22 protein-coding genes are annotated in these 19,705 nt (G+C 34.7%); 2 read left to right on the forward strand and 20 right to left on the reverse strand.

Annotated elements, in window-relative coordinates:
- Positions 1-17: 17 nt before the first annotated feature.
- Positions 18-380: an Asp23/Gls24 family envelope stress response protein gene (locus tag H3T43_RS01575; RefSeq protein WP_034981534.1), complete on the reverse strand. Its 363-nt coding sequence runs from the start codon at positions 378-380 to the stop codon at positions 18-20.
- Between the two features lie 163 nt (positions 381-543).
- Between H3T43_RS01575 and rpmB the strand changes: the two genes are divergently transcribed.
- Positions 544-729, forward strand: coding sequence for a 50S ribosomal protein L28 (rpmB, locus tag H3T43_RS01580; protein WP_034981532.1), 186 nt, complete (start codon positions 544-546; stop codon positions 727-729).
- A gap of 354 nt (positions 730-1,083) precedes the next feature.
- On the opposite strand, the gene H3T43_RS01585 is transcribed toward rpmB, so the two are convergent.
- The 10 genes from H3T43_RS01585 to gmk form a co-directional block, all read right to left on the reverse strand.
- Complete coding sequence (locus H3T43_RS01585; RefSeq protein ID WP_198212050.1) at positions 1,084-1,773, reverse strand: thiamine diphosphokinase; 690 nt, start codon at positions 1,771-1,773, stop codon at positions 1,084-1,086.
- Positions 1,770-2,417, reverse strand: a complete 648-nt coding sequence (gene rpe / locus H3T43_RS01590) for a ribulose-phosphate 3-epimerase (protein WP_198212052.1) — start codon at positions 2,415-2,417, stop codon at positions 1,770-1,772. Before rpe ends, H3T43_RS01585 begins: the two co-directional genes overlap by 4 nt.
- A 10-nt stretch (positions 2,418-2,427) precedes the next feature.
- Entirely contained in the window at positions 2,428-3,318 is an 891-nt protein-coding gene (gene rsgA / locus H3T43_RS01595; RefSeq protein WP_370520769.1) for a ribosome small subunit-dependent GTPase A, read from the reverse strand.
- The gene (gene pknB, locus H3T43_RS01600; RefSeq protein ID WP_198212056.1) at positions 3,314-5,299 is read right to left on the reverse strand and encodes a Stk1 family PASTA domain-containing Ser/Thr kinase; all 1,986 of its coding nucleotides are present in this window, start codon (positions 5,297-5,299) and stop codon (positions 3,314-3,316) included. Before pknB ends, rsgA begins: the two co-directional genes overlap by 5 nt.
- Positions 5,296-6,045, reverse strand: a complete 750-nt coding sequence (locus H3T43_RS01605; RefSeq protein ID WP_198212057.1) for a Stp1/IreP family PP2C-type Ser/Thr phosphatase — start codon at positions 6,043-6,045, stop codon at positions 5,296-5,298. Before H3T43_RS01605 ends, pknB begins: the two co-directional genes overlap by 4 nt.
- Before the next feature lie 4 nt (positions 6,046-6,049).
- Positions 6,050-7,375 carry a 16S rRNA (cytosine(967)-C(5))-methyltransferase RsmB gene (gene rsmB, locus H3T43_RS01610; protein WP_198212058.1) on the reverse strand — a complete coding sequence of 442 codons (1,326 nt, stop codon included), beginning with the start codon at positions 7,373-7,375 and terminating at the stop codon, positions 6,050-6,052.
- Entirely contained in the window at positions 7,362-8,306 is a 945-nt protein-coding gene (gene fmt / locus H3T43_RS01615; protein WP_198212059.1) for a methionyl-tRNA formyltransferase, read from the reverse strand. The genes rsmB and fmt overlap by 14 nt, the downstream gene beginning before the upstream one ends.
- A 14-nt stretch (positions 8,307-8,320) precedes the next feature.
- Positions 8,321-10,720, reverse strand: coding sequence for a primosomal protein N' (gene priA, locus H3T43_RS01620; RefSeq protein WP_198212060.1), 2,400 nt, complete (start codon positions 10,718-10,720; stop codon positions 8,321-8,323).
- 62 nt (positions 10,721-10,782) lie between these two features.
- Positions 10,783-11,001 (reverse strand): DNA-directed RNA polymerase subunit omega, encoded by a 219-nt coding sequence (rpoZ, locus tag H3T43_RS01625; protein ID WP_034981312.1) that lies wholly within the window; start codon positions 10,999-11,001, stop codon positions 10,783-10,785.
- A gap of 1 nt (position 11,002) precedes the next feature.
- Positions 11,003-11,617 (reverse strand): guanylate kinase, encoded by a 615-nt coding sequence (gene gmk / locus H3T43_RS01630; RefSeq protein WP_198212061.1) that lies wholly within the window; start codon positions 11,615-11,617, stop codon positions 11,003-11,005.
- 189 nt (positions 11,618-11,806) lie between these two features.
- Between gmk and H3T43_RS01635 the strand changes: the two genes are divergently transcribed.
- Positions 11,807-12,082, forward strand: coding sequence for a hypothetical protein (locus H3T43_RS01635; protein ID WP_045928263.1), 276 nt, complete (start codon positions 11,807-11,809; stop codon positions 12,080-12,082).
- A 28-nt stretch (positions 12,083-12,110) separates the two neighbouring features.
- Here the strand turns inward: H3T43_RS01635 and H3T43_RS01640 are convergent, their stop codons facing one another.
- The 9 genes from H3T43_RS01640 to H3T43_RS01680 are packed head-to-tail and all read right to left on the reverse strand — an operon-like array spanning position 12,111 to position 19,696.
- Positions 12,111-12,998 carry a GNAT family N-acetyltransferase gene (locus H3T43_RS01640; RefSeq protein WP_198212062.1) on the reverse strand — a complete coding sequence of 296 codons (888 nt, stop codon included), beginning with the start codon at positions 12,996-12,998 and terminating at the stop codon, positions 12,111-12,113.
- Positions 12,995-14,683 (reverse strand): DNA repair protein RecN, encoded by a 1,689-nt coding sequence (gene recN, locus H3T43_RS01645; RefSeq protein ID WP_198212064.1) that lies wholly within the window; start codon positions 14,681-14,683, stop codon positions 12,995-12,997. The genes H3T43_RS01640 and recN overlap by 4 nt, the downstream gene beginning before the upstream one ends.
- A gap of 9 nt (positions 14,684-14,692) precedes the next feature.
- Entirely contained in the window at positions 14,693-15,505 is an 813-nt protein-coding gene (locus tag H3T43_RS01650) for a TlyA family RNA methyltransferase (protein ID WP_198212066.1), read from the reverse strand.
- Positions 15,506-16,372, reverse strand: a complete 867-nt coding sequence (locus H3T43_RS01655) for a polyprenyl synthetase family protein (protein ID WP_198212068.1) — start codon at positions 16,370-16,372, stop codon at positions 15,506-15,508.
- Positions 16,373-16,384: 12 nt separating this feature from the next.
- Positions 16,385-16,627 (reverse strand): exodeoxyribonuclease VII small subunit, encoded by a 243-nt coding sequence (locus H3T43_RS01660; protein WP_109586443.1) that lies wholly within the window; start codon positions 16,625-16,627, stop codon positions 16,385-16,387.
- Positions 16,608-17,975, reverse strand: coding sequence for an exodeoxyribonuclease VII large subunit (gene xseA / locus H3T43_RS01665; protein WP_198212070.1), 1,368 nt, complete (start codon positions 17,973-17,975; stop codon positions 16,608-16,610). The genes H3T43_RS01660 and xseA overlap by 20 nt, the downstream gene beginning before the upstream one ends.
- Complete coding sequence (locus H3T43_RS01670) at positions 17,965-18,813, reverse strand: tetrahydrofolate dehydrogenase/cyclohydrolase catalytic domain-containing protein (RefSeq protein WP_198212073.1); 849 nt, start codon at positions 18,811-18,813, stop codon at positions 17,965-17,967. The genes xseA and H3T43_RS01670 overlap by 11 nt, the downstream gene beginning before the upstream one ends.
- Before the next feature lie 54 nt (positions 18,814-18,867).
- Positions 18,868-19,260: a transcription antitermination factor NusB gene (gene nusB / locus H3T43_RS01675; RefSeq protein WP_198212075.1), complete on the reverse strand. Its 393-nt coding sequence runs from the start codon at positions 19,258-19,260 to the stop codon at positions 18,868-18,870.
- Positions 19,238-19,696 carry an Asp23/Gls24 family envelope stress response protein gene (locus tag H3T43_RS01680; RefSeq protein ID WP_198212077.1) on the reverse strand — a complete coding sequence of 153 codons (459 nt, stop codon included), beginning with the start codon at positions 19,694-19,696 and terminating at the stop codon, positions 19,238-19,240. Before H3T43_RS01680 ends, nusB begins: the two co-directional genes overlap by 23 nt.
- Between the last annotated feature and the right edge of the window lie 9 nt (positions 19,697-19,705).

Here is a 19,705-nt window from a genome sequence, read left to right on the forward strand (position 1 = left end):
TCTACCCTCCGCTTGAGTTATTCATCAAGCACTTTAACACTTTGAACGATGACATTAACAGCTTTAGTTTCAATTCCAAGTTGATTTTTCAAATTGAATTTAACACTATCTTGTACGTTGCGACTTACTTCAGATATTTTTAAACCATAGCCGACTATTATATAAACATCAACCGTAATCTTATTATCCTCAGACTTAACAACAACACCGCGCTTATAATTTGCTCGATTCAATATTCCATCGAAGCCATCACGGATAGCATTTTTTGAAGCCATGCCGACAACACCGTAGTTAGATGTAGCTGCGCTACCAACAACAGTTGCGATCACTCCATTTGAAATATCAATCAAACCGTTTTTTGTTTTGATTTTTACAGCCATGTTTACCTCCGTATCATTGTTCTCATATTATGAATCTATTTTATCATAGTAATCAAGTTTAAATGCAAAAATCCCTTCTTAAAAAATACTTTTGCAGTTGCAATGTTCTTAAACTTATGCTATCTTAATTTAGTATGAAAACACAATAAAGGAGGTTTAGCAAATGGCAAAAGATTATATCACTGGCAAAAAGACCACTTTTGGTAATACACGTTCACACGCACTGAATTCATCACGTCGTGCGTGGAAGCCAAACCTTCAAAAAGTTCGTATTCTTGTCGATGGCAAGCCAAAGCGTGTATGGGTTTCAACTAAGACATTAAAATCTGGTAAAGTTACCCGTGCCTAGCGTAAAATAAAAAAGTTTTTAAAGCAGAAGTTTTCTTCTGCTTTTTTATTTCCCAAAATCTGTTTAAAAGTTTATGTTTAAATAGAGATATTCTTATTGCTCTTTCAATTAGTTTCCGAGTAAAAAAAGACAAGTTATAGTCTGTAGTTTTAATTGATGGTATCGTTTTTAACTAACCTCATTGGCAAATCATTCATTTCAATTTTTTATATACTATGCGATTAGTAATAGATGATGTTGACGATAAACTTCTCATTGTATCAATTTACTTATATAAAAATATAAAAAGATTTATTAACTTATCACAACTTGTTCCAAGAAATATAAAAAACAGCAGTAAATCTGCTGTTTTTATTATTTGATATTTTGAAAGCGATCAATGTCTCTAGATTGAATAACTGCAACAGTTCCCTTTTTAAATGATAATTCAAATTGATCTTTATCAGGTAAAAATTCATTCGAACTAAACGACACAGGATTATTCCCGTTAAACTCTGTTAAATTATATTTAGCTCCCCTAATTTTTAAATTTTGAACAGCTGTTAATGGTATTACTCCGAAATATTTATAAGTTGGTAATTTTTCTATCAAATGTTGTCCGTTATTGTAGAATCTAATTGAATTTTGTTGGTCAATAAGTTCGATGCTTTCAGCAAACTGGTTGAATCCAGGTTTAAGAACCATAAATAAATTAGATAGAAAATGATCTAATCGCCCTCCAGTTGCTCCAAAAAGGCTTAAATGAGAAGCATGATAATCTATAAACGCACATCTAATAACCATCTCAGCATCCGTCAAGTCTTTTTCTGGAAGCGAATACCTGATATCAGTAACATTTTTTTCAATTGCAGCTAATTCATTTTTTTGCAATGAATCAAAATCTCCTTCAGCTAAATCGGCCTTTATACCCATTTCTTTTAAAAGATAAGTCCCACGATCAACTCCGATTATTAAATCGCCGTTTTTTTTTGCTGCTAAAAGCTGTTTTCTAAGATCATTCGGCCATAACTGTTTAGGAGCGCCTAGCAACGCCCATGCTTTCATTGTAATATACCTTTCAGTTCAGCAATTTGTTGTTCAACACTATTTTGACAAAAGAGGTATGATCCAGCTACAAAAATTTCTGCTCCTGCATCTTTAGCTTTTTTTGCAGTTTGTCCGTTAATTCCTCCATCAACTTCAATTGGAACTTTTCCATTTACTAAATTTGATGCTTCTTTAATTCTAGAAAGAGAATCTGGAATAAATTTTTGTCCACCAAAACCAGGAAAAACAGTCATTAGTAAAATTTGATCTATTTTAGAAATAAATTTGGAAAGTACAGATACGGGAGTATCTGGGTTAAGAACAACACCAGCTTTAACTTGATTTTCATTTAAATAATCTAACCAGTAATTTAGTTTTTCTTCAGTCATTGCTTCATAATGAAGCAACATTATTTGAGCACCGGCCTTAGTAAAAGCCGGTACCAAATCATCAGGATTGTTACTCATCAAGTGAATTTCAGCCTCAATAGATGGAAAAGCTTTTTTGAAATCTGAAACAAGTTGTGGCCCAAAAGATAAATTAGGTACAAAATGCCCATCCATGATATCAATGTGAAATCTGTTAATGCCTGCATTCACAGCTATTTGAATGTCTTTTTCTAAATTTAAGTTATTAATATTTAATATTGATGGTGCTATCACTGTATTCTCCTTACTTTAAATATTCTGGTAATTTGCCATTTTCTATTTCTTTGCGCAATAACAAGTAATCATCATAGCGGCTTTTTTTAATTTTGCCTGTTTCAACTAGTTCTTTTACTCTGCACTTGGGTTCATTGAGATGTTGGCAACCTCGGAATTTACAGAATTTACTTGCTCTTCTAAACTCAATAAAATAATTGCATAATTCATTTATTTTAATTGGAGTTAAATCAATTGCTGAAAAACCTGGTGTATCCGCAAGGTAGCCCTTACCTAAAGGAAAAAGGTTTACCGTTCTTGTTGTGTGCTTGCCACGATTTAAGGAATTTGAAATAATCCCAGTTTTTTGGTGCAGACCATTCTTAAGCGAGTTGATTAAAGTTGATTTGCCCGCACCAGATTGGCCTGCTAAAGTCCATATTTGTCCGAAACCAATGTCATTAGGTAAATTATCGGCAACTTCTTTTTTACTAAAATAGACCTTATAGCCTACTTCTTGATAATAATTCAAATTTTCTTGAATATTATTTAGATCGGATATACCAACTAAATCACTTTTCGATAAAAAAATACTTACAGCAATGTTTTTCCAAGAAAAATAAGTCAGAAAGCGATCTAACAGTTGTAATGAAAAATCTGGTTGTACAGCAGACATTACGAGTAAAACTTGAGTCACATTGGCTACAGCAGGTCGACCAATCAGGTTTTGGCGAGGCAACACCGCAACCAAGTAACTTGTGCCCTTATCATCAATTCGAATCTTAACGTGATCCCCAACAGTAGGCTTTAAATTATTTTTACGAAAAACCCCTCTGGCACGTGTTCTTATTGTATCAGTGCCCGTCTGAACGTCATAAAAGCCGGCAATCAGACCAGTAACAATTCCCTGATCTTCTTTAATCATTTTTGACCTTCTCATTCAAAATTGTCTGCCCGTCACGCACTACTTTCAGCTGACCAGGACCATCCTTAAGTTCAAATGGTATTGAAAAATTCATATCTTTTTTAATGTAAAGATCCCGATAAATATTATCAATTGAATGATTATCATCTGAAACATAAATTTGAACATGATTCCCCCGCTTGTCATCTGAATCATCTTCATCATTATCTTCATAACTAACTGTGAAATTTTTTATAGCTGTTAGATCACGCTCTTTTTTCGCACCTTCAGAAACATTAACTGAAATTGTACTTCCCCTTGGTACTTTGGTACCAGCTGCCGGACTCATTGAAATAATCATACCCTTTTTAACTTTATTTGAATATGCAGAACTGACTTGCAAAGTTAAACCATGCTTATGTGCAAATTCTTGCGCTTCCTTCAATGAATAATTAGTTAGATCCGGTAATTTAGTCATATGATCTTTTGCGCTATGATTCTTTCCTTTTGACACAGTTAAAGTAATGGTTGTTTGGTCTGGCTTTACCTCCACATCAGCTGCAACACTTTGAGAAATAACATGATCAGGTGGAACGTTAGAAGAAAATTGGTTTTCACGTATTATTTCAAAGCCCAATTTTTCGAGCTTATGTACTGCTATTTCATATTCGTCTCCTGTAACATCAGGTACTCTTACCATACCTGCTCCATCTGATATATAAAGATCAATGTATCTGCCTCGTTTTATTTCTACTCCTGCAGTAGGTGAAGTTTCAATTACTTTACCACGATCTATACTGTCAGAACTCCGGTGTTTTATTTTGCCTACTTTCAAGCCTACCGTCTCAAGCCTATTTCTTGCGCTTCTTTCGCTCATATTTGTAACGTCTGGAATACGTACATCTTTATGATTGTTGCTGTTTAAAACAAAAAACATTAATCCAATTATTAAAACCGCAGCAATTCCAACAAAAAGCCACCACCATTTATGTTTACGCAAAGCCTGTGTAAAACTGGAATGATTTACTTTGGACTTATCACCTGATTCATCATTCTGTGTTCTGCTTTCTTCATCTAATCTATTGCTATTTGGATCAGATTTGAAATTAGGTAATATAATGGTTTCGTCATCATTATTCCCATGAGTTGGCTTAAAAACCGGTTCATTAGCCCTACCTGGCTCTAAACTACTGTCGAGATCATCTTTCATTTCTTTGGCTGAATCATATCTGTCACGTGGATCTTTAGCAGTAGCTTTTAAAACAACATTTTCTAAAGATTGGGGAATGTTTGGATCTTGTTTTCGTATCGAGGGAATTGGCTCTTGTGCGTGTTTTAAAGCAATTGAAACAGCTGAATCTCCGTTAAATGGAACATGACCAGTAATTAATTCATATAGAATTATGCCTAAAGAATAAATATCAGACTGCTTGGTGACGAGTCCTCCCCTCGTTTGCTCAGGAGACATGTAATGAACAGAACCAATCGCAGAGTTAGTTTGGGTAACAGAATTCTGATTTAAAGCCACAGCAATGCCAAAATCAGCAATTTTTATATTTCCATGCTTGTCCATTAAAATATTTTGTGGTTTTAGGTCTCTGTGAATAACATTATGTTTATGAGCCAAGGACATTGCACTTAGTATTTGGTCCATAATGCGGATAATATCTCCTAAATGCAAAGGAGAATTTGCTCTAATATAGTCTTTTAAATCCGGCCCATCGACATATTCCATTACCATGTATGGCAGTCCATGATCAGTGCCAACATCAAGAACCATTACTATATTAGGATGGCTCAGTTCGCTCGTTGCCAGTGCTTCTCTTTGAAAACGAGCCAAAGTTTGCGGTTCTTTTTGTAAATCAAGTCGCAAAATTTTAACCGCAACTTTTCGCTGTAAAATTATATCTTCAGCAAGATAAACATTTGCCATGCCACCTTCACCCAAAGTATCGATTATACGGTAACGATCGCCTAACAAATAGCCCTTATTTATCATTTACCGTCACCGCCTTCGTTTAGAATTAAGCAAGCAGTAATATTATCCTCACCACCTAAGCGGTTAGCTTCATCAATCAATTTTTGACACCGATTCTTTAATGATAAATCTTTTGTAGCAAGAATTTGCTGAATCTGTGGATCACTTAATGAGTTTGTTAACCCATCAGTACAAAGCAAAATAATATCGTTATCATTTAAAGTTACTTGTTTAAACTCTGGATCAATTGTACTAGAAACCCCCAGTGATTGAGTAATAATATTTTTTTGAGGGTGATTTCTAGCCTGTTGCTTCGTAATTTGACCTAATTTTACTAACTCATTAACAAGGGAATGATCTTCAACTAACTGGATGAATTTGCCATCAGAATAACCATATGCTCTTGAATCCCCGAGATGTGCAATTAAAGCTTCGTTGTTAAAAATAACAGCCAGGACAATAGTGGTACCCATACCATTTAGATCTGGAAAGCGATCTGCAGTTCTTAATATAGTTTCATTTTCATTACTTAGCTGGACGTTTAGCCACTTGCGTGCGCTGTCAGAATCGTAAAAGTCAGTAACGCCAAAATTATGACCCAAATGACTTACAGCCATAGTTGAGGCTACATCGCCTCCCTGATGTCCACCCATACCATCACAAACTATGGCCAACAATGCGTTCCTTTTATTTTTGAAAACCTGGACAGAATCCTGATTACTCTTGCGTATTCGCCCGATACTAGATGCAAATGCTGTTCTAATCAAAACTTTAACCTCGCATTTTAAACTTAGCTATAAAAAAGCCGTCACTACCATAACTATCAGGTAAAATTTTCAGCATCCCTTGTGTTGCTTTAAGTTTACCTGCAGTGAAAGGCTGTAATTCAAACTGAGTATGACTTTTTAGAAAAGCCTTAACAACGTCTTCATCTTCTTCTTGAGTAATAGTACAAGTAGAATAAACCAATTCGCCATCTGGACTTAACAACGTACTTACATGGTCTAAAATATCCAATTGTATTTTTTGTAATTTGACTAAATCCTGTAATGTTTTAGTATAACGAATTTCTGGTTTTCTTCTAATAAGACCTAATCCAGAACATGGAGCATCCACCAAGATTTTATCAAATTGTCCTTTTTTAAATGTTTGATCAGCTTTTCTGGCATCCATCGTTTTAACGTTTATTCTTGATTCAACGTTCATTCTTTTACCATTTTGCTTAACCAAACGCAGTTTGTTTTTGTGAATATCAAGAGCAGTAACATATCCATGTTTTAGCTTTTCAGCAATTTGAATAGTTTTTCCACCTGGTGCACTACATGCATCAAGAACTTCTTCATTACCTGTGAAAGTGAAAGCACTTACTGCCAAACTAGCAGCTTCGTCTTGAATTGTCAATTTTCCTTCTTTAAATAGGGAGGTTTTAAAGACACCACCATGTGCTAAAACCAGTTCATCATCAGCAATTTGAGATTCATTAGGAAAAAATCCTAATTTTGTTAATTCTTCTTTGATCAAATTATAATCAGTTAAACCTGAAACTCTAACAGTATTTTTTGCTGGTTTATTGATACTTGACAAGATAGAAGCTGTTCTGCTTTCACCCCAACTATTAATAAGGTACTGAACTAGCCACTGGGGAGTACTTTCTTTAACACTTAAAAAAAGCACTTTATCTTTCTCATCAGGTAAAATCTGTCCCCTTCTTAAGAAAGAACGTAAAATACCATTAACAATCTTAAATCCAGCTGAATGTTTTCTACCAAATTCTTTTGCCAGATTATTAGCTTCATTTAGAACGGCTCGATCTGGAATACTGTTCATAAATAAAATTTGATAGGCGGACATAAATAACAATGGCAAAAGGTAATCTTCTTTAAGTTCAGTCTTTAATAGACCCCGAAACTGATACTCCAAATATATCTTTTCCTGAATAGTGCCATATACAATTCTTGTTGCCAACTTTTGGTCAGCTTGTGACAGCTTCGTTCCCTGCAAATTATTGCTAAAACTAATATTTGAATAAGAGCCATCACGAAATACTCGAATCAAGGTTGCAAGTGCTACAGAACGTGCACTTTTATGAACTGACAATCTTATCACCTTTACTGAAGTTTTTACCCTGACCGTTCAAAAAACTTTTAATTGCCATTTTTTTCTTTCCAGAAGGCTGAACTTCAAGTAAATTCAAAACGGTATGATTAGCAAAACTAATTGCAAATCGTTTTTTATTATCAACGACAACTCCAGCAGGAAAGCTAGTCGTGTCGGCAGCAACTTCAGCTTGCCATATTTTAAATCTTTTACCATCAATGAGCAAATAAGCTCCTGGGTCAGGATTAAGGCCTCGAATTAAATTATTGGCTTCAGTCGCGGTCATATTTAATTTTATTTGTTCTTGCCCCTTGTTAATATTCGGTGAAAATACAACTTTATCTTCATCCTGGGAAACCTTTTTTTGCGGATTAGCAATAATTTGAGGTAAAGTTTGGAGTAACAAGTCACGACCTAAAAGAGATAGTTTTTCAAATAAGGTTCCCGCATTATCTTCTTTTTGAATATCTATTGTTTTTTGAGAGTAAATGTCACCTGCATCCATTTGCTTAACCATTTCCATAATGGTTACTCCGGTTTGTTTATCACCGTTAATAAGAGCATATTGAATAGGAGCACCGCCACGATATTTTGGTAATAGAGAACCATGAACGTTAACAGCAGCAATTTTTGCTGATTGCAGAAGCTTACTTGGTAAAAACTGACCATAAGCAGCAGTAATAATTAAATCAGCATGCATATTTATCAAATCAATCAATTCATCAGACTTTCCCAAATGTTCGGGCTGAAAAACAGGTAAATTCAATTTTTTTGCTAATAGTTTTACCGGCGTTTCAGTGACTTTTTGTTTTCGTCCAACTTTTTTATCAGGTTGAGTAACCACGGCTTTTATTTCATAATCATTCTCTGAAAGAGCCTCTAAAATTGGTACAGCAAATTTAGGTGTTCCTAAAAAAATTATTGATGTCATTAATCATTTCCCCTTTACATTATGCGCTCTGGTTCATTGTCAATATAAACAGACAAACCATATTTTTTAACTTTTTGCGCTGAGTCTTGAATTTGGTGTAGTAACTTGTTTAAATTATCTTCTTTTTTATATTTTACCAGTATTTGATAATAATATTGATTTTTTAAACGAGAAATTGCACTAGGAGTTGGACCTAAGATTATTGTTGACTGGTGTAATTTTGGCTGTAACCATTTTTTTATTTTAAAAGCCTCTCTCGCAGCATTTTGTTCTTTTTTTGCCGCAACAGAAATTAACACTGTATAAAAATAAGGCGGATAATTACCAGCATGTCGAACACGCATCTCATATTGATAAAACTGTTCATAATCCTGAGTTTCAGCTAACTTAATGGCATAATGATCAGGATTAAAAGTCTGAATAATTACCTCACCTTTCTTTTGAGCCCGTCCAGCCCGCCCTGCAACTTGTGTTAACAACTCAAACGTTCTTTCAGAGGCGTTGTAATCTGGTAACCATAACCCCGTGTCAGCATTAACAACACCTACTAAAGTCACGTTGGGAAAGTCCAGTCCTTTGGCAATCATTTGCGTACCCAACAGAATATCGGCTTCATGATTGCCAAAGGCATCTAAAATCCTTTTAAATGATCCTTTTCTTCTTGTAGTATCAACATCCATACGCAAAATACGGCAACCAGGTATTATTTTTTTTAGTTCTGTCATTACTTTTTGTGTACCAGTACCTAAAAAGCGGATTTTTGTGCTTTGACAATTAGGACATTTTTCAGGAATGGCAGTAGAATAGCCACAATAATGACACTGCATTTTATTTGTATCTTTATGCATTGTCAAAGATAGGTCGCAATTTGGACATTTCATAACGTAACCGCAATTACGACATAACATAAAGTTGGCAAAGCCTCTTCTATTTAGCATTAAAATAACTTGTTCTTTTTTGGCAATTCTTTTCTTTATCGCCTCAACGAGTTGAACGGAAAGGTCAAATTGTCCGCCACTAAAATGAGCTTTTTTTAAATCAATTAAATTAACTTCTGGCAAACTTTGCTGGTTAGCACGATGTGGTAGTTGTAACAGCTGGTATACACCTTTTTGTGCTCTGGCTCTGCTCCCTAGTGAAGGTGTTGCACTGCCCAACAAAAGCGGACAAGAATTATAGTTGCTGCGCCAAATTGCGACATCTCTGGCATGATAACGTGGATTATCTTCTTGTTTATATGAACTTTCATGCTCTTCATCGATTACTATTAAACCAATATTTTTTAAAGGTGCGAAAACTGCGCTTCGTGCGCCAACAACAACACGAACTTCGCCTCGGCGTATGCGACGCCATTCGTCATACATTTCTCCTTCAGAAAGCCCACTATGTAAAACAGCTACTTGCTGGCCAAAACGATTTTTTACTTGACCTACCATTTGCGGAGTTAAGGATATTTCTGGAACCATCATTAAAGCATTTTTCCCAGCCTTTAAGGTAGTACTTATAGCATTTAAGTAAACTTCTGTCTTACCACTGCCAGTAACACCTTCTAATAAAAAAGTACGTGGCTTTTTTGCAATGATTGCTGGCTCTATTTCAGCTAGAGCTTTCTTTTGCTCAGGGTTAAGTTTAATTTTTTTATCTGTTTTTTTCTCTTGATCATATATTTTTAGTGGATTACGATAAATTTCTGACTGCCTTTTTTTGAGCCAGCCACTTTTAACAGCATTTGTTAATGAAACAGTATTAACATGTGCATTGTTTTCAATTTCTTTCTGCATTTGGGGAAATTTATCGTAGTTTTCAATTATATACATTATGAGCTGCTTTTGTTTAACAGCATTTTTTCTCAAAGATTCATAAATATTTATATAGCCTTTTTTAGTATCCGATAATGAATATTCGTTTTCAGTTTTGATCCGAGCCCTATTTTCAACAACATACTCAATTTTGGCAACATTTGTCCGTAATAATTTGCGAATTTCCGCAATTTGTTTATTATCCGTAATTTTATTTAAATCTAACGGTTCACCTTGGAAAATGTTCATTTTTTTAGCTGTAGAAGATTCTGGTATCAAAATTTTACGATAATTAGCACGCATGACTCTAGGAAGCATAGTTTTCAGAATAGTGATTCGATAAGAATAAACATGATCAGCCAAATTTTTTGATAATTTAATTAATTCTGAAGTCAGAGGCGGCATTTCATCAACTACCAAAAGCAAGTCTTTTAATTTACCCTGATATTGACTTTGGTTACTTAAACCAACAACGAAACCTTGCAACTTGCGTGGGCCAAAAGGCACAAAAACTCTAGAACCAATTTCTACTTCACCCAATTCATCAGGAATATGATATTCAAAAATGCGATCCGTTTGCTTGGCTGCAACATCAACAATAACCTGTGCAATCATTTAATCACCTTTAAAAAAAGACCTCCATCTGTCTAAGGATGGAGGCCATAAAACTTTATTAATTACTGATTAACCTCACGATGCTTGGGATCAACGGTAACTTTGCCAGCTTCAATTTCTTCTAAAGCTTTGCCCACTGGTTTTTGTGATTTATAACTTTTTAAAGCTTCAGGTTCACCGTCTTCAAGTTCATGTGCTCTTTTCGCTGCAAGAACCGACAAAGAATATCTAGAATCAACCTGAGCCAACAATTTATCAATAGATGGATATGTAACTCTCAATTTAATCCTCCTTAACCATTTTGCGATAAGTATTAATGACACGTTTAACACTCACATGTTCAGCTTCAACAATCGCTTTTATATGATCAACTGCATTTGCCACAGTATCATTAACCACCGCATAATCATAATCCTGCATGACCAGAATTTCTTGACGAGCCTGGTTTATTCGACCCATAATTACGTCCTCGGATTCAGTACCCCGATTTTCCAACCTGGTATGCAAAGTATGTAAATCAGGTGGCGTTAAAAATATAAAGACGCCATCAGGCATTTGTTTTCTAACTTTCTTAGCACCATTGACATCAATTTCCAGCAAGACGTCTTTACCTGCGTCCAGCATCTTTTCAACAGGGGTCATAGGAGTGCCATAAAAATTATTTACATATTGATTATACTCCAAAAGCTCATTTTGTTTGATCGCCTGCTTAAATCGCTCTTGAGTAACAAAATAATAATCCTTACCGTTTACTTCGCCTGGCCTGGGCTTTCTTGTAGTCATTGACACTGAATATTCAAACGGAAATACTTTATTTTTCACTATTGCACTTTTAACGGTTCCCTTACCAACTCCCGAGGGACCAGAAAGGACAAGTAACAAACCTTTTTCTGTCATGCCATACTCCCTTAATAAAAGCTATTGTATTTAGTTTGCACTAAAATGAAAATATTTTCAAGTTATGACATTTTAATAAATCAAAATTCTCCTAAAAAAATTTTGATTAAATACTTGTTTTTTGGAACAAATGTTCTTATAATATTATTTGTCAAACAAATGTTCGGTCAACTCAAAAGGGGTGGTTTGATGAAAAACTCGCTTAAGAAAATTTATCACTATTTCTTCGATTATGATGAAGATAAATTAAGTATTTACAGCCAATATTACTATGAAATATTAACTGATCTTAATAGTGCCCTACTTCACCGCTCCTATATATTGGTAAGTTATCAGGATGGAACGAGTGAAATCGGACAAATCATAAAACGTATTTCTGCAGGTCGTTTTATTTTGCGTTTAGAAAATAAAAAACTAATTAAAATAGTTGATATTGATACTATTTTTAGAGTCGATTTTGCCTAATTAGTCTCATAAAAATCATAACCAAGAATCAAATTGATTCTTGGTTTTTTAAATAAACAGTTTCACTCAGGATCTTAAATCCAGCATCCAAATAAACATTGATAGCTGCTCTATTTGATACATCAGCATTCAGGGCAAAAACTTTGCTACCTTCTTTTTGCAAAATTTCCATCATCTTTTTGATGAAAAAAGTACCAAAGCCTTTTCCGCGAAATGGCTTGTCGATAAACAATCCGAAGAAATAATCCTCATTTTCACCATGATCCACAGCACAATAGCCGAGAACTTCATTACCTTTCAATAAGATAAAGCTTTTGGTATCTTTATCCAACAGAGAATTTTTAATGTATTTAGTAGATGTGGCAATAGCATCGCCAAAAGCATTACTGTGTGCTGCAGCAACTTGATCAACATAGTTCATTGTTAGAGGCTTAACTGCTAAAACTTGGTTTAATTTGTCAGTCTTTTCAATTAGTGCTGGTTCTGCAGTTCGCATGTAATAATCAGAATCTTCTGAAACAATCTTTAAACCCACTTTTTTCAAAAAGCCTGGATTTTTTTCTAAAAAGACTTTTTCTGATACAAACTCCCATTTGTAATAACCATACTGCACCATAATTGTTTTCGCATGCTCAAACATTCTTGTAGCAATCCCTTGTCTGCGAAATTCAGGATCAACTTCCAAGTTGACTTCCACCTCTTCTTCAGGTCCCTCATCTGCATATAGCATAGTTAATCCAACTAACTTATTTCCATCATAAGCCAAAATAAAAGTTGGCATATCTTGAAAATAATTAAATTGATTGCTCAAATAAAAATCTGAATATGTTTTATCAGCTTTTTGGACTCTTTCTGTTAATTCATTCGCCTGCCTTTGTTCTCTTTCATTTAAGTTTACTTTTTCAACGATTATCATTTCTTCTTCCTTTTAAAACTTTTCATTAGGTCCTTGGCATTTTGTTTAGCTGCTTGTGTTACATCACTACCTGCCATCATTTCGGCAATTGCAGTTACAGTTTCTTCTTGAGTTAAGGGACCTATTTGTGTGTATGTAGCACCATCTTCAACTTTTTTGGCAACTAGGTATTTTTGATCACTGGCTGCAGCAACCTGTGGTGAGTGTGTTATAGCAATTACTTGTTTATTTTCACCAATTGAATGTAATTTTTGACCTATTGCTGCAGAAACGCGACCAGAAACACCAGTATCAATTTCATCAAAAATCATTGTTCCCACAGGTTCAACTTTGCTAAAGATTGCTTTCAATGCCAGTATCAGCCTTGACTGTTCACCGCCAGATACGATCTTGACCAGAGGCATTAGTTCTTCGCCGGGATTTGGTGCTATTAAGAAGACAATATTATCAGTCCCTTTATTACTAAAAGTTTTCGTAGTCGAAAAATCAATACTAAAACGGGCTTTTGCCATGTATAAATCTGATAGTTCCTGCTTGATTTTACTTTCAAGTGTTGCAGCTACTTTTTTTCTTGTCTCATGGAGATTTTGTGCTTCAGTCTTCAGTTTATCTTCCAGAACTTTAAGCTGCTTTTGCAATTTTTCTTCATCAAGTCCACCTGTCTCATACTGACTCAATTCTTTTTGAATTTTGGCATAAAATGTGAAAACATCTTCTAAAGAAGGACCGTATTTTTTCTTTAATGAATTAAGTAAATCTAACCTGTTTGAAACGTACTGAAATCTTTCCTCATCGAAGTCCATTTCATCGAGTACATTTGATAATTCGCTTCGGGCGTCACTTAATGCAAAAACTCCATCATCTATAGTTTTAGCAATATCTTTGAATTTAGCACCATATTCTGTTAACTCATTTGCTGCACTTTGGGCATTACCCAATAAAGTTTCAATGCCATGGTCTTCATCGTCATATAATTGCATTAAATAGTTGGCTGTATCGACAATTTTTTGATAATTATTTAGTTCGTTATATTCTTCTTCTAGCTGATCATCTTCATGAGGATCTTGCAGATCTGCTTTAGACAATTCATCATTCTGAAAAGATAATATATCTTGCTTTTGAGCTAATTCCTGGGCATCTTTATGCAAATGATTAATTTGAGAAGTTAATTTTTGCCATTTTTTAAAATTATCCTGATAAAGATTAAGTTCCTCTTTAAATTCTATAGGAGCATAATTATCGACCAGATCGATTTGTCGATCTTGATCCATCAATATTTGTTGATCATTTTGACCATGAATATCAACCAGAAAATCACCTAATTCTTTCAATACATTAATTGTAGTTAATTGTCCATTTATTCGAACAATATTTCTTCCCTTAGCAGCTATTTCCCGGCTGATAATTAATTGCTTATCTGCATCAGGTATACCGTACTTTTCGCAAATTGCATCAATTTTTTTAGATTCATGATCAATATCAAATAAGCCTGTAATGACAGCCTTTTTCTCACCGCTACGGATCATTTCTTTTTGACTGCGACTTCCCATTAATAATGAAACTGCATCGATAATAATTGATTTACCCGCACCAGTTTCACCTATTAGCACAGTCATATTTTCTTGAAAGCGAACCTTCAATGCTTTAATAATTGCAAAATTTTTAATATCCAGTTCAACTAACATTTCTTTCTCCTAAAGATTGGCAATAGCCTGAGCAACTAAATCTTCTGGGTTCCCAGACCATATTAATTTACCACCATCTTTTTCGTCCTTCTGTAAATGTATCAAAAACTCAATATTGCCTTTACCACCTTTTATTGGTGAATAATCAAGGTTTAGAACGTTAAAGCCATCAGCCCTTGCCTGATCAATGGTATGTCTGATAACGGCACAATGAACATCATGATCATGTACTATACCATGTTTACCGACATGTTCCGGACCAGCTTCAAATTGAGGCTTTATCAGACAAACAGCTTCACATTTATCTTTTAGAATCTGAAACATTGGCGGCATAATTAAATCTAAAGAAATAAAGGAAACATCAGTCATTGCAAAATCAGGTTGACCATGAGTAAAATCTTCAGGTTTGCTATAACGAAAATTTTGTTTTTCCATTACTACAACGCGAGGATCATCACGCAATTGCCAGGCAAGTTGATTGTAGCCTACATCAAGAGCATACACCATCTTAGCCTTGTTTTGTAAAGCAACATCAGTAAAGCCTCCAGTAGAAGCACCTATATCAAGACAAATTTTACTGGTCAAATCAATTTGAAAAGATTTTAAGGCCTTTGCCAGTTTAAAACCACCCCTTGATACATACTTCTTATCTGATTTTTTTACAAAAAACTTTTCATCAACCGGTAAGTTAGTACCACTTTTATCAATTCTCTGATGATTATGATCTGATACTAAACCTGCCATGATCGCCCTTTGAGCCTGAGTTCGAGAATGAAACATGCCTCGTCTGACTAATAATACATCCGCTCTTTCTTTGACCATTTACAATACCTTTTTATATAAATCAAGAAATCCAGCTAAAACATTCGCATCAACAGATTTTAAGCACTTTTGAGCATCAACCATTAAGTCAGTCAGCTCTTTACGACTTCTTGAAATACCAAGCAAAGTCAAAGTATTATTTTTGCCGCTTTCCAAATCTTTATGGGTTTTTTTACCCGCCTCTGCAGAAGTTTCAACCACATCTACTAAATCATCATAAATTTGATATGATCTTCCAAAATCTTCAGCAAACTGAATTAGTGTCTTTTTTTGAGAAGAATCAGCATTACCATATTCAACTGCCATTGCGACACAAGCTTTAATTAAGCAACCTGTTTTTAACCATTCCATTTTATTAATAAATGCGGAATTGTTTGCTACGCTATCATTATTAGTAGAATCAATATCTAAATATTGTCCACCAACCATGCCGTTAGGACCAACAGCTTGGGTAATTATTTTAACTAATTTGACTGAATTACTGCCATCAGAAATCCATTCAATACCCATTGGTAATAAAGCATCTCCAGCAAGGATAGCTTCAGCTTCACCCCATTTTTTGTGACTTGTTAATCTCCCTCTCCGATAATCGTCATTATCCATGGCCGGCAAGTCATCATGAATTAACGAATAAGTGTGAATCAGCTCAATTCCACTTGCAATCCTGACTTCTTCCTCATTTATTTTTACTTTTAGTGCGTCAAGCGTTGCCAAAAAAAGTAAGGGACGTAACCTTTTGCCTCCAGCCATTACTGAATAAGACATAATCTGACTTATTTTCTTGTCAGAAACTTCGCTTGTTAAATGCCCTTTTAAGTAATCATCTACTATCGGAGTCCATTTTTCTTTAAATTCTTTAAAATTCATTTCAAATCTTCTCTACTTTTCTGGGGCAGCAGCATCATTAGGATCAAGCTTATGTTCTGTTCCATCACTATCAATTAACTTAGCTACTGTTTCTTCGGCTTCAGTTAATTTTTTATTTAAATTGCGACTTAATTTTACTCCAGCTTGAAATTGTTCAAGAGCGTCTTCTAGAGGAATATCTCCATTTTCCAAGTTATTCACAATTGTTTGTAATTCAGTCAATTCCTCTTCAAAATTATTTTTCTTGGTTACCATTTTTTTCTCTCCTTATTGAAGTGATAATTGCTTTTGTCAGACCATCTTTAAAATGGATACTAATTTCATCTTTTACTTTAATTTGACTTACAGAACTGACAGTTTTATTATTCTCGTCTTTAACATATGCATACCCTCTATCTAAAGTTTTAAGAGGACTGTAATCATTAAGCTGTTGTCCTGTTTGACTCAAAACATTACGTTTTGCTTGTATAAAATGCTTTGTATTAGCAACTAATCTTTGATAATAAAAATCAGTTTGCTGCAAAAATGACAAAATTTTTTTATTAGGACTGACTGCAACAAGGCTTTGTTTTGCCAACTGATAATTTTGCCTTTTGCGTTCTAGCTGATGCACCATATTATTATGAAGTCTGTCTCGTAAAAGATCTAAAGTTTGTGCCTGCTCATCATATAGTCTTGCGGGTTCTCTCATGATAACAGAATTATTGACACGATTTAAAGCATCACGACGTACTCTAATAATGTTTTGTATACTTGAAACAAGGCTGTTTTGCATTTGACGAATATTTATCAATTCATCGGGTAAATTAGGAGTGGCGTATTCGGCTGCAGCAGTTGGAGTTGCTGCTCTTACATCAGCAACTAAATCACAGAGAGTAGTGTCAGTTTCATGGCCGACAGAGGAAATAACCGGCATTTTCATATCAAATACTTGTCGTACTACGCTTTCCTCATTAAAAGGCCATAAATCTTCAAGCGACCCACCACCTCTACCAATGATCATAACGTCATATTTGTCTTTAAACTGAGCTATTTGCTTCATTGACGCTATTAATGAATCAGCAGCAGAGTCTCCCTGAACTTGAGCAGGAAACAAATCCACTTCTGCATGAGGAAATCTCCTATTAACAGTTACTAAAATATCATGGATTACTGCACCAGAAGCACTTGTTACAACAGCAATGTAATCTGGATAATGGGGAAGTGGTTTTTTAAATCTCTGATCAAAAAGCCCCTCACTAGCCAGCTTTTTTTGCAGTTGCTGTAATTGTTCATATAATGCCCCTAATCCTGCAGGCTCCATAGATTCGGCATAAAATTGGTAAGAGCCTTGTGGCCCATATACGCTAACGTAGCCAGTTACATACACTTTCATGCCTTCTTCAGGCTTAAATTTCACTTTATCAAAATATGACCGAAACATGACAACATTTATCTTCGATTTTTCATCTTTTAGCGAAAAATACTGATGTGAATTACGCCGATAACGAAAATTAGACAATTCACCTTGAAGAAAAACTTTATGTAAATAAGGATCGTTTTTAAATTTTTGGGTTATATAGTAATTTAAATCCGAAACTGTTAGGTACTTACTACTTTCCATTATTTCTCCTTGTCAACTGAATAACTTGCTCCATAAGAGACTCAACCGTAAGAGGACCAATTCCACCTGGAACTGGAGTTATGAAACTTGCAATTGGAGCGACATGCTCAAAATCAACGTCTCCAACTATTTTGCCATTAAATCGACTTATCCCTACATCTATAATAACTGCATTTTTCTTAATCATATCAGCAGTTACTAAATTATGTTCTCCTGTTGCTGAAACCAAGATATCTGCTTTTTTGGTATACTCGGTCAAATTCTTTGTTTTTAAATGCAATATTGAAACAGTCGCATCTCTCTCAAGCAATAATGCAGCTAAAGGTTTTCCAACAATGCTGCTTCTACCTATAATCACTGCATTTTTTCCTTTTAAGCTAATATGATAGTGATCTAATAAAGCCAAAATACCGTGTGCAGTTGCGGGTTCAACAAAATGATCTCCTTGCCACAAGCGACCTACATTTGCTGGAGTAAGACAATCAACATCCTTATCAGGATCAATAGCAGCTAGAGCTTCATTTAAAATGATTTGTTTCGGTACTGGCAACTGAATCACAATACCATTGACATCTTTTTCATTATTTAGGCGATCAATTAACTCTAACAAATTTTTTTGTGTCACAGTAGACGGTAATTGAAATAATTTTTGCTTAATACCAATTTGATCTGCTCTTCTTTTTTTGGTTTTTAAGTAGATTTTGCTACTTGGATCATTACCAATATTAATTACGCAAAATTGAGGTTGTATGCCTGCCTTCTTCAATTTTAAAACTTGTTTTTGAAGAACGTCAGCGCGAATATTAGCTAACTGCTTACCGTCTAAAAGTTGACCCATTTTTATTCCCTTTTCTAAAAAAATAGTCGGCGTAAAGCCGACTATAAGTTATTTTTAGATAAAATTTGCCAACATACCATTAATAAATGGCTTATCTTTAGGATCAGCAAACTCATCACATAAGTTCAAAGCTTCATTTACCGCAGCTTTTGGCTCAATTTCTTTACTGTATTTAATTTCATACAAAGCAACTTCCAAAATGGCCAACGAAATTTGATTAATACGATTAATTCGCCAGTTCTTTTTCAAATAGCTGGCGAGTTCACCCTTTAATTCGTCTCGTTTATTTATTACACCTTCAATTAATTCCTTTGAATAGGCAGAAAGCACTTTTAAATCAAGCATTGCGACAGTTTTAGCTTCAACTTCATTAGCCGTATATTTTAAGTCTTGATTAGACAAATAAACAGCTTGCATTGCAACTCTACGACTCTCGTGTTGATTCATTTTTACCCTTTTCATCTATGTCGGAAAATAACTTAGAGGTTCCGCTGCCGTCCTCATTATCATCGTCTGGAAATTCAAGTCCTGTAACGTGCACATTAATTTCACTAAGAGTTAAATCGGTCATCTGTAAAACCTGTTGCTTTAAAGACTTTTGCAAATCAATTGCTATTTCAGGCACATTTTTACCGGCTTCAATACTGACATAAATATCTGCAATCAAGTTATGCTCATCGTCAATATTAACAGACACGCCTCTGCCACGATCTTCTCTTCCTAAAACACGGTTAATTCCGGACTTGACGTCACCGTGCATTTCGGCAACTCCATCTACTTTTTCGGCAGCGATGCCCATAATAACTTCAAGAACACTAGGATCAATTTCAATTTCTTCGCCGTTATTTTTATCATCTAAGACAATTTTTGAACTATCTGCCATTTTTTTACC

The organism is Lactobacillus sp. M0396 (assembly GCF_016101625.1).
GTDB lineage: Bacteria > Bacillota > Bacilli > Lactobacillales > Lactobacillaceae > Lactobacillus > Lactobacillus huangpiensis.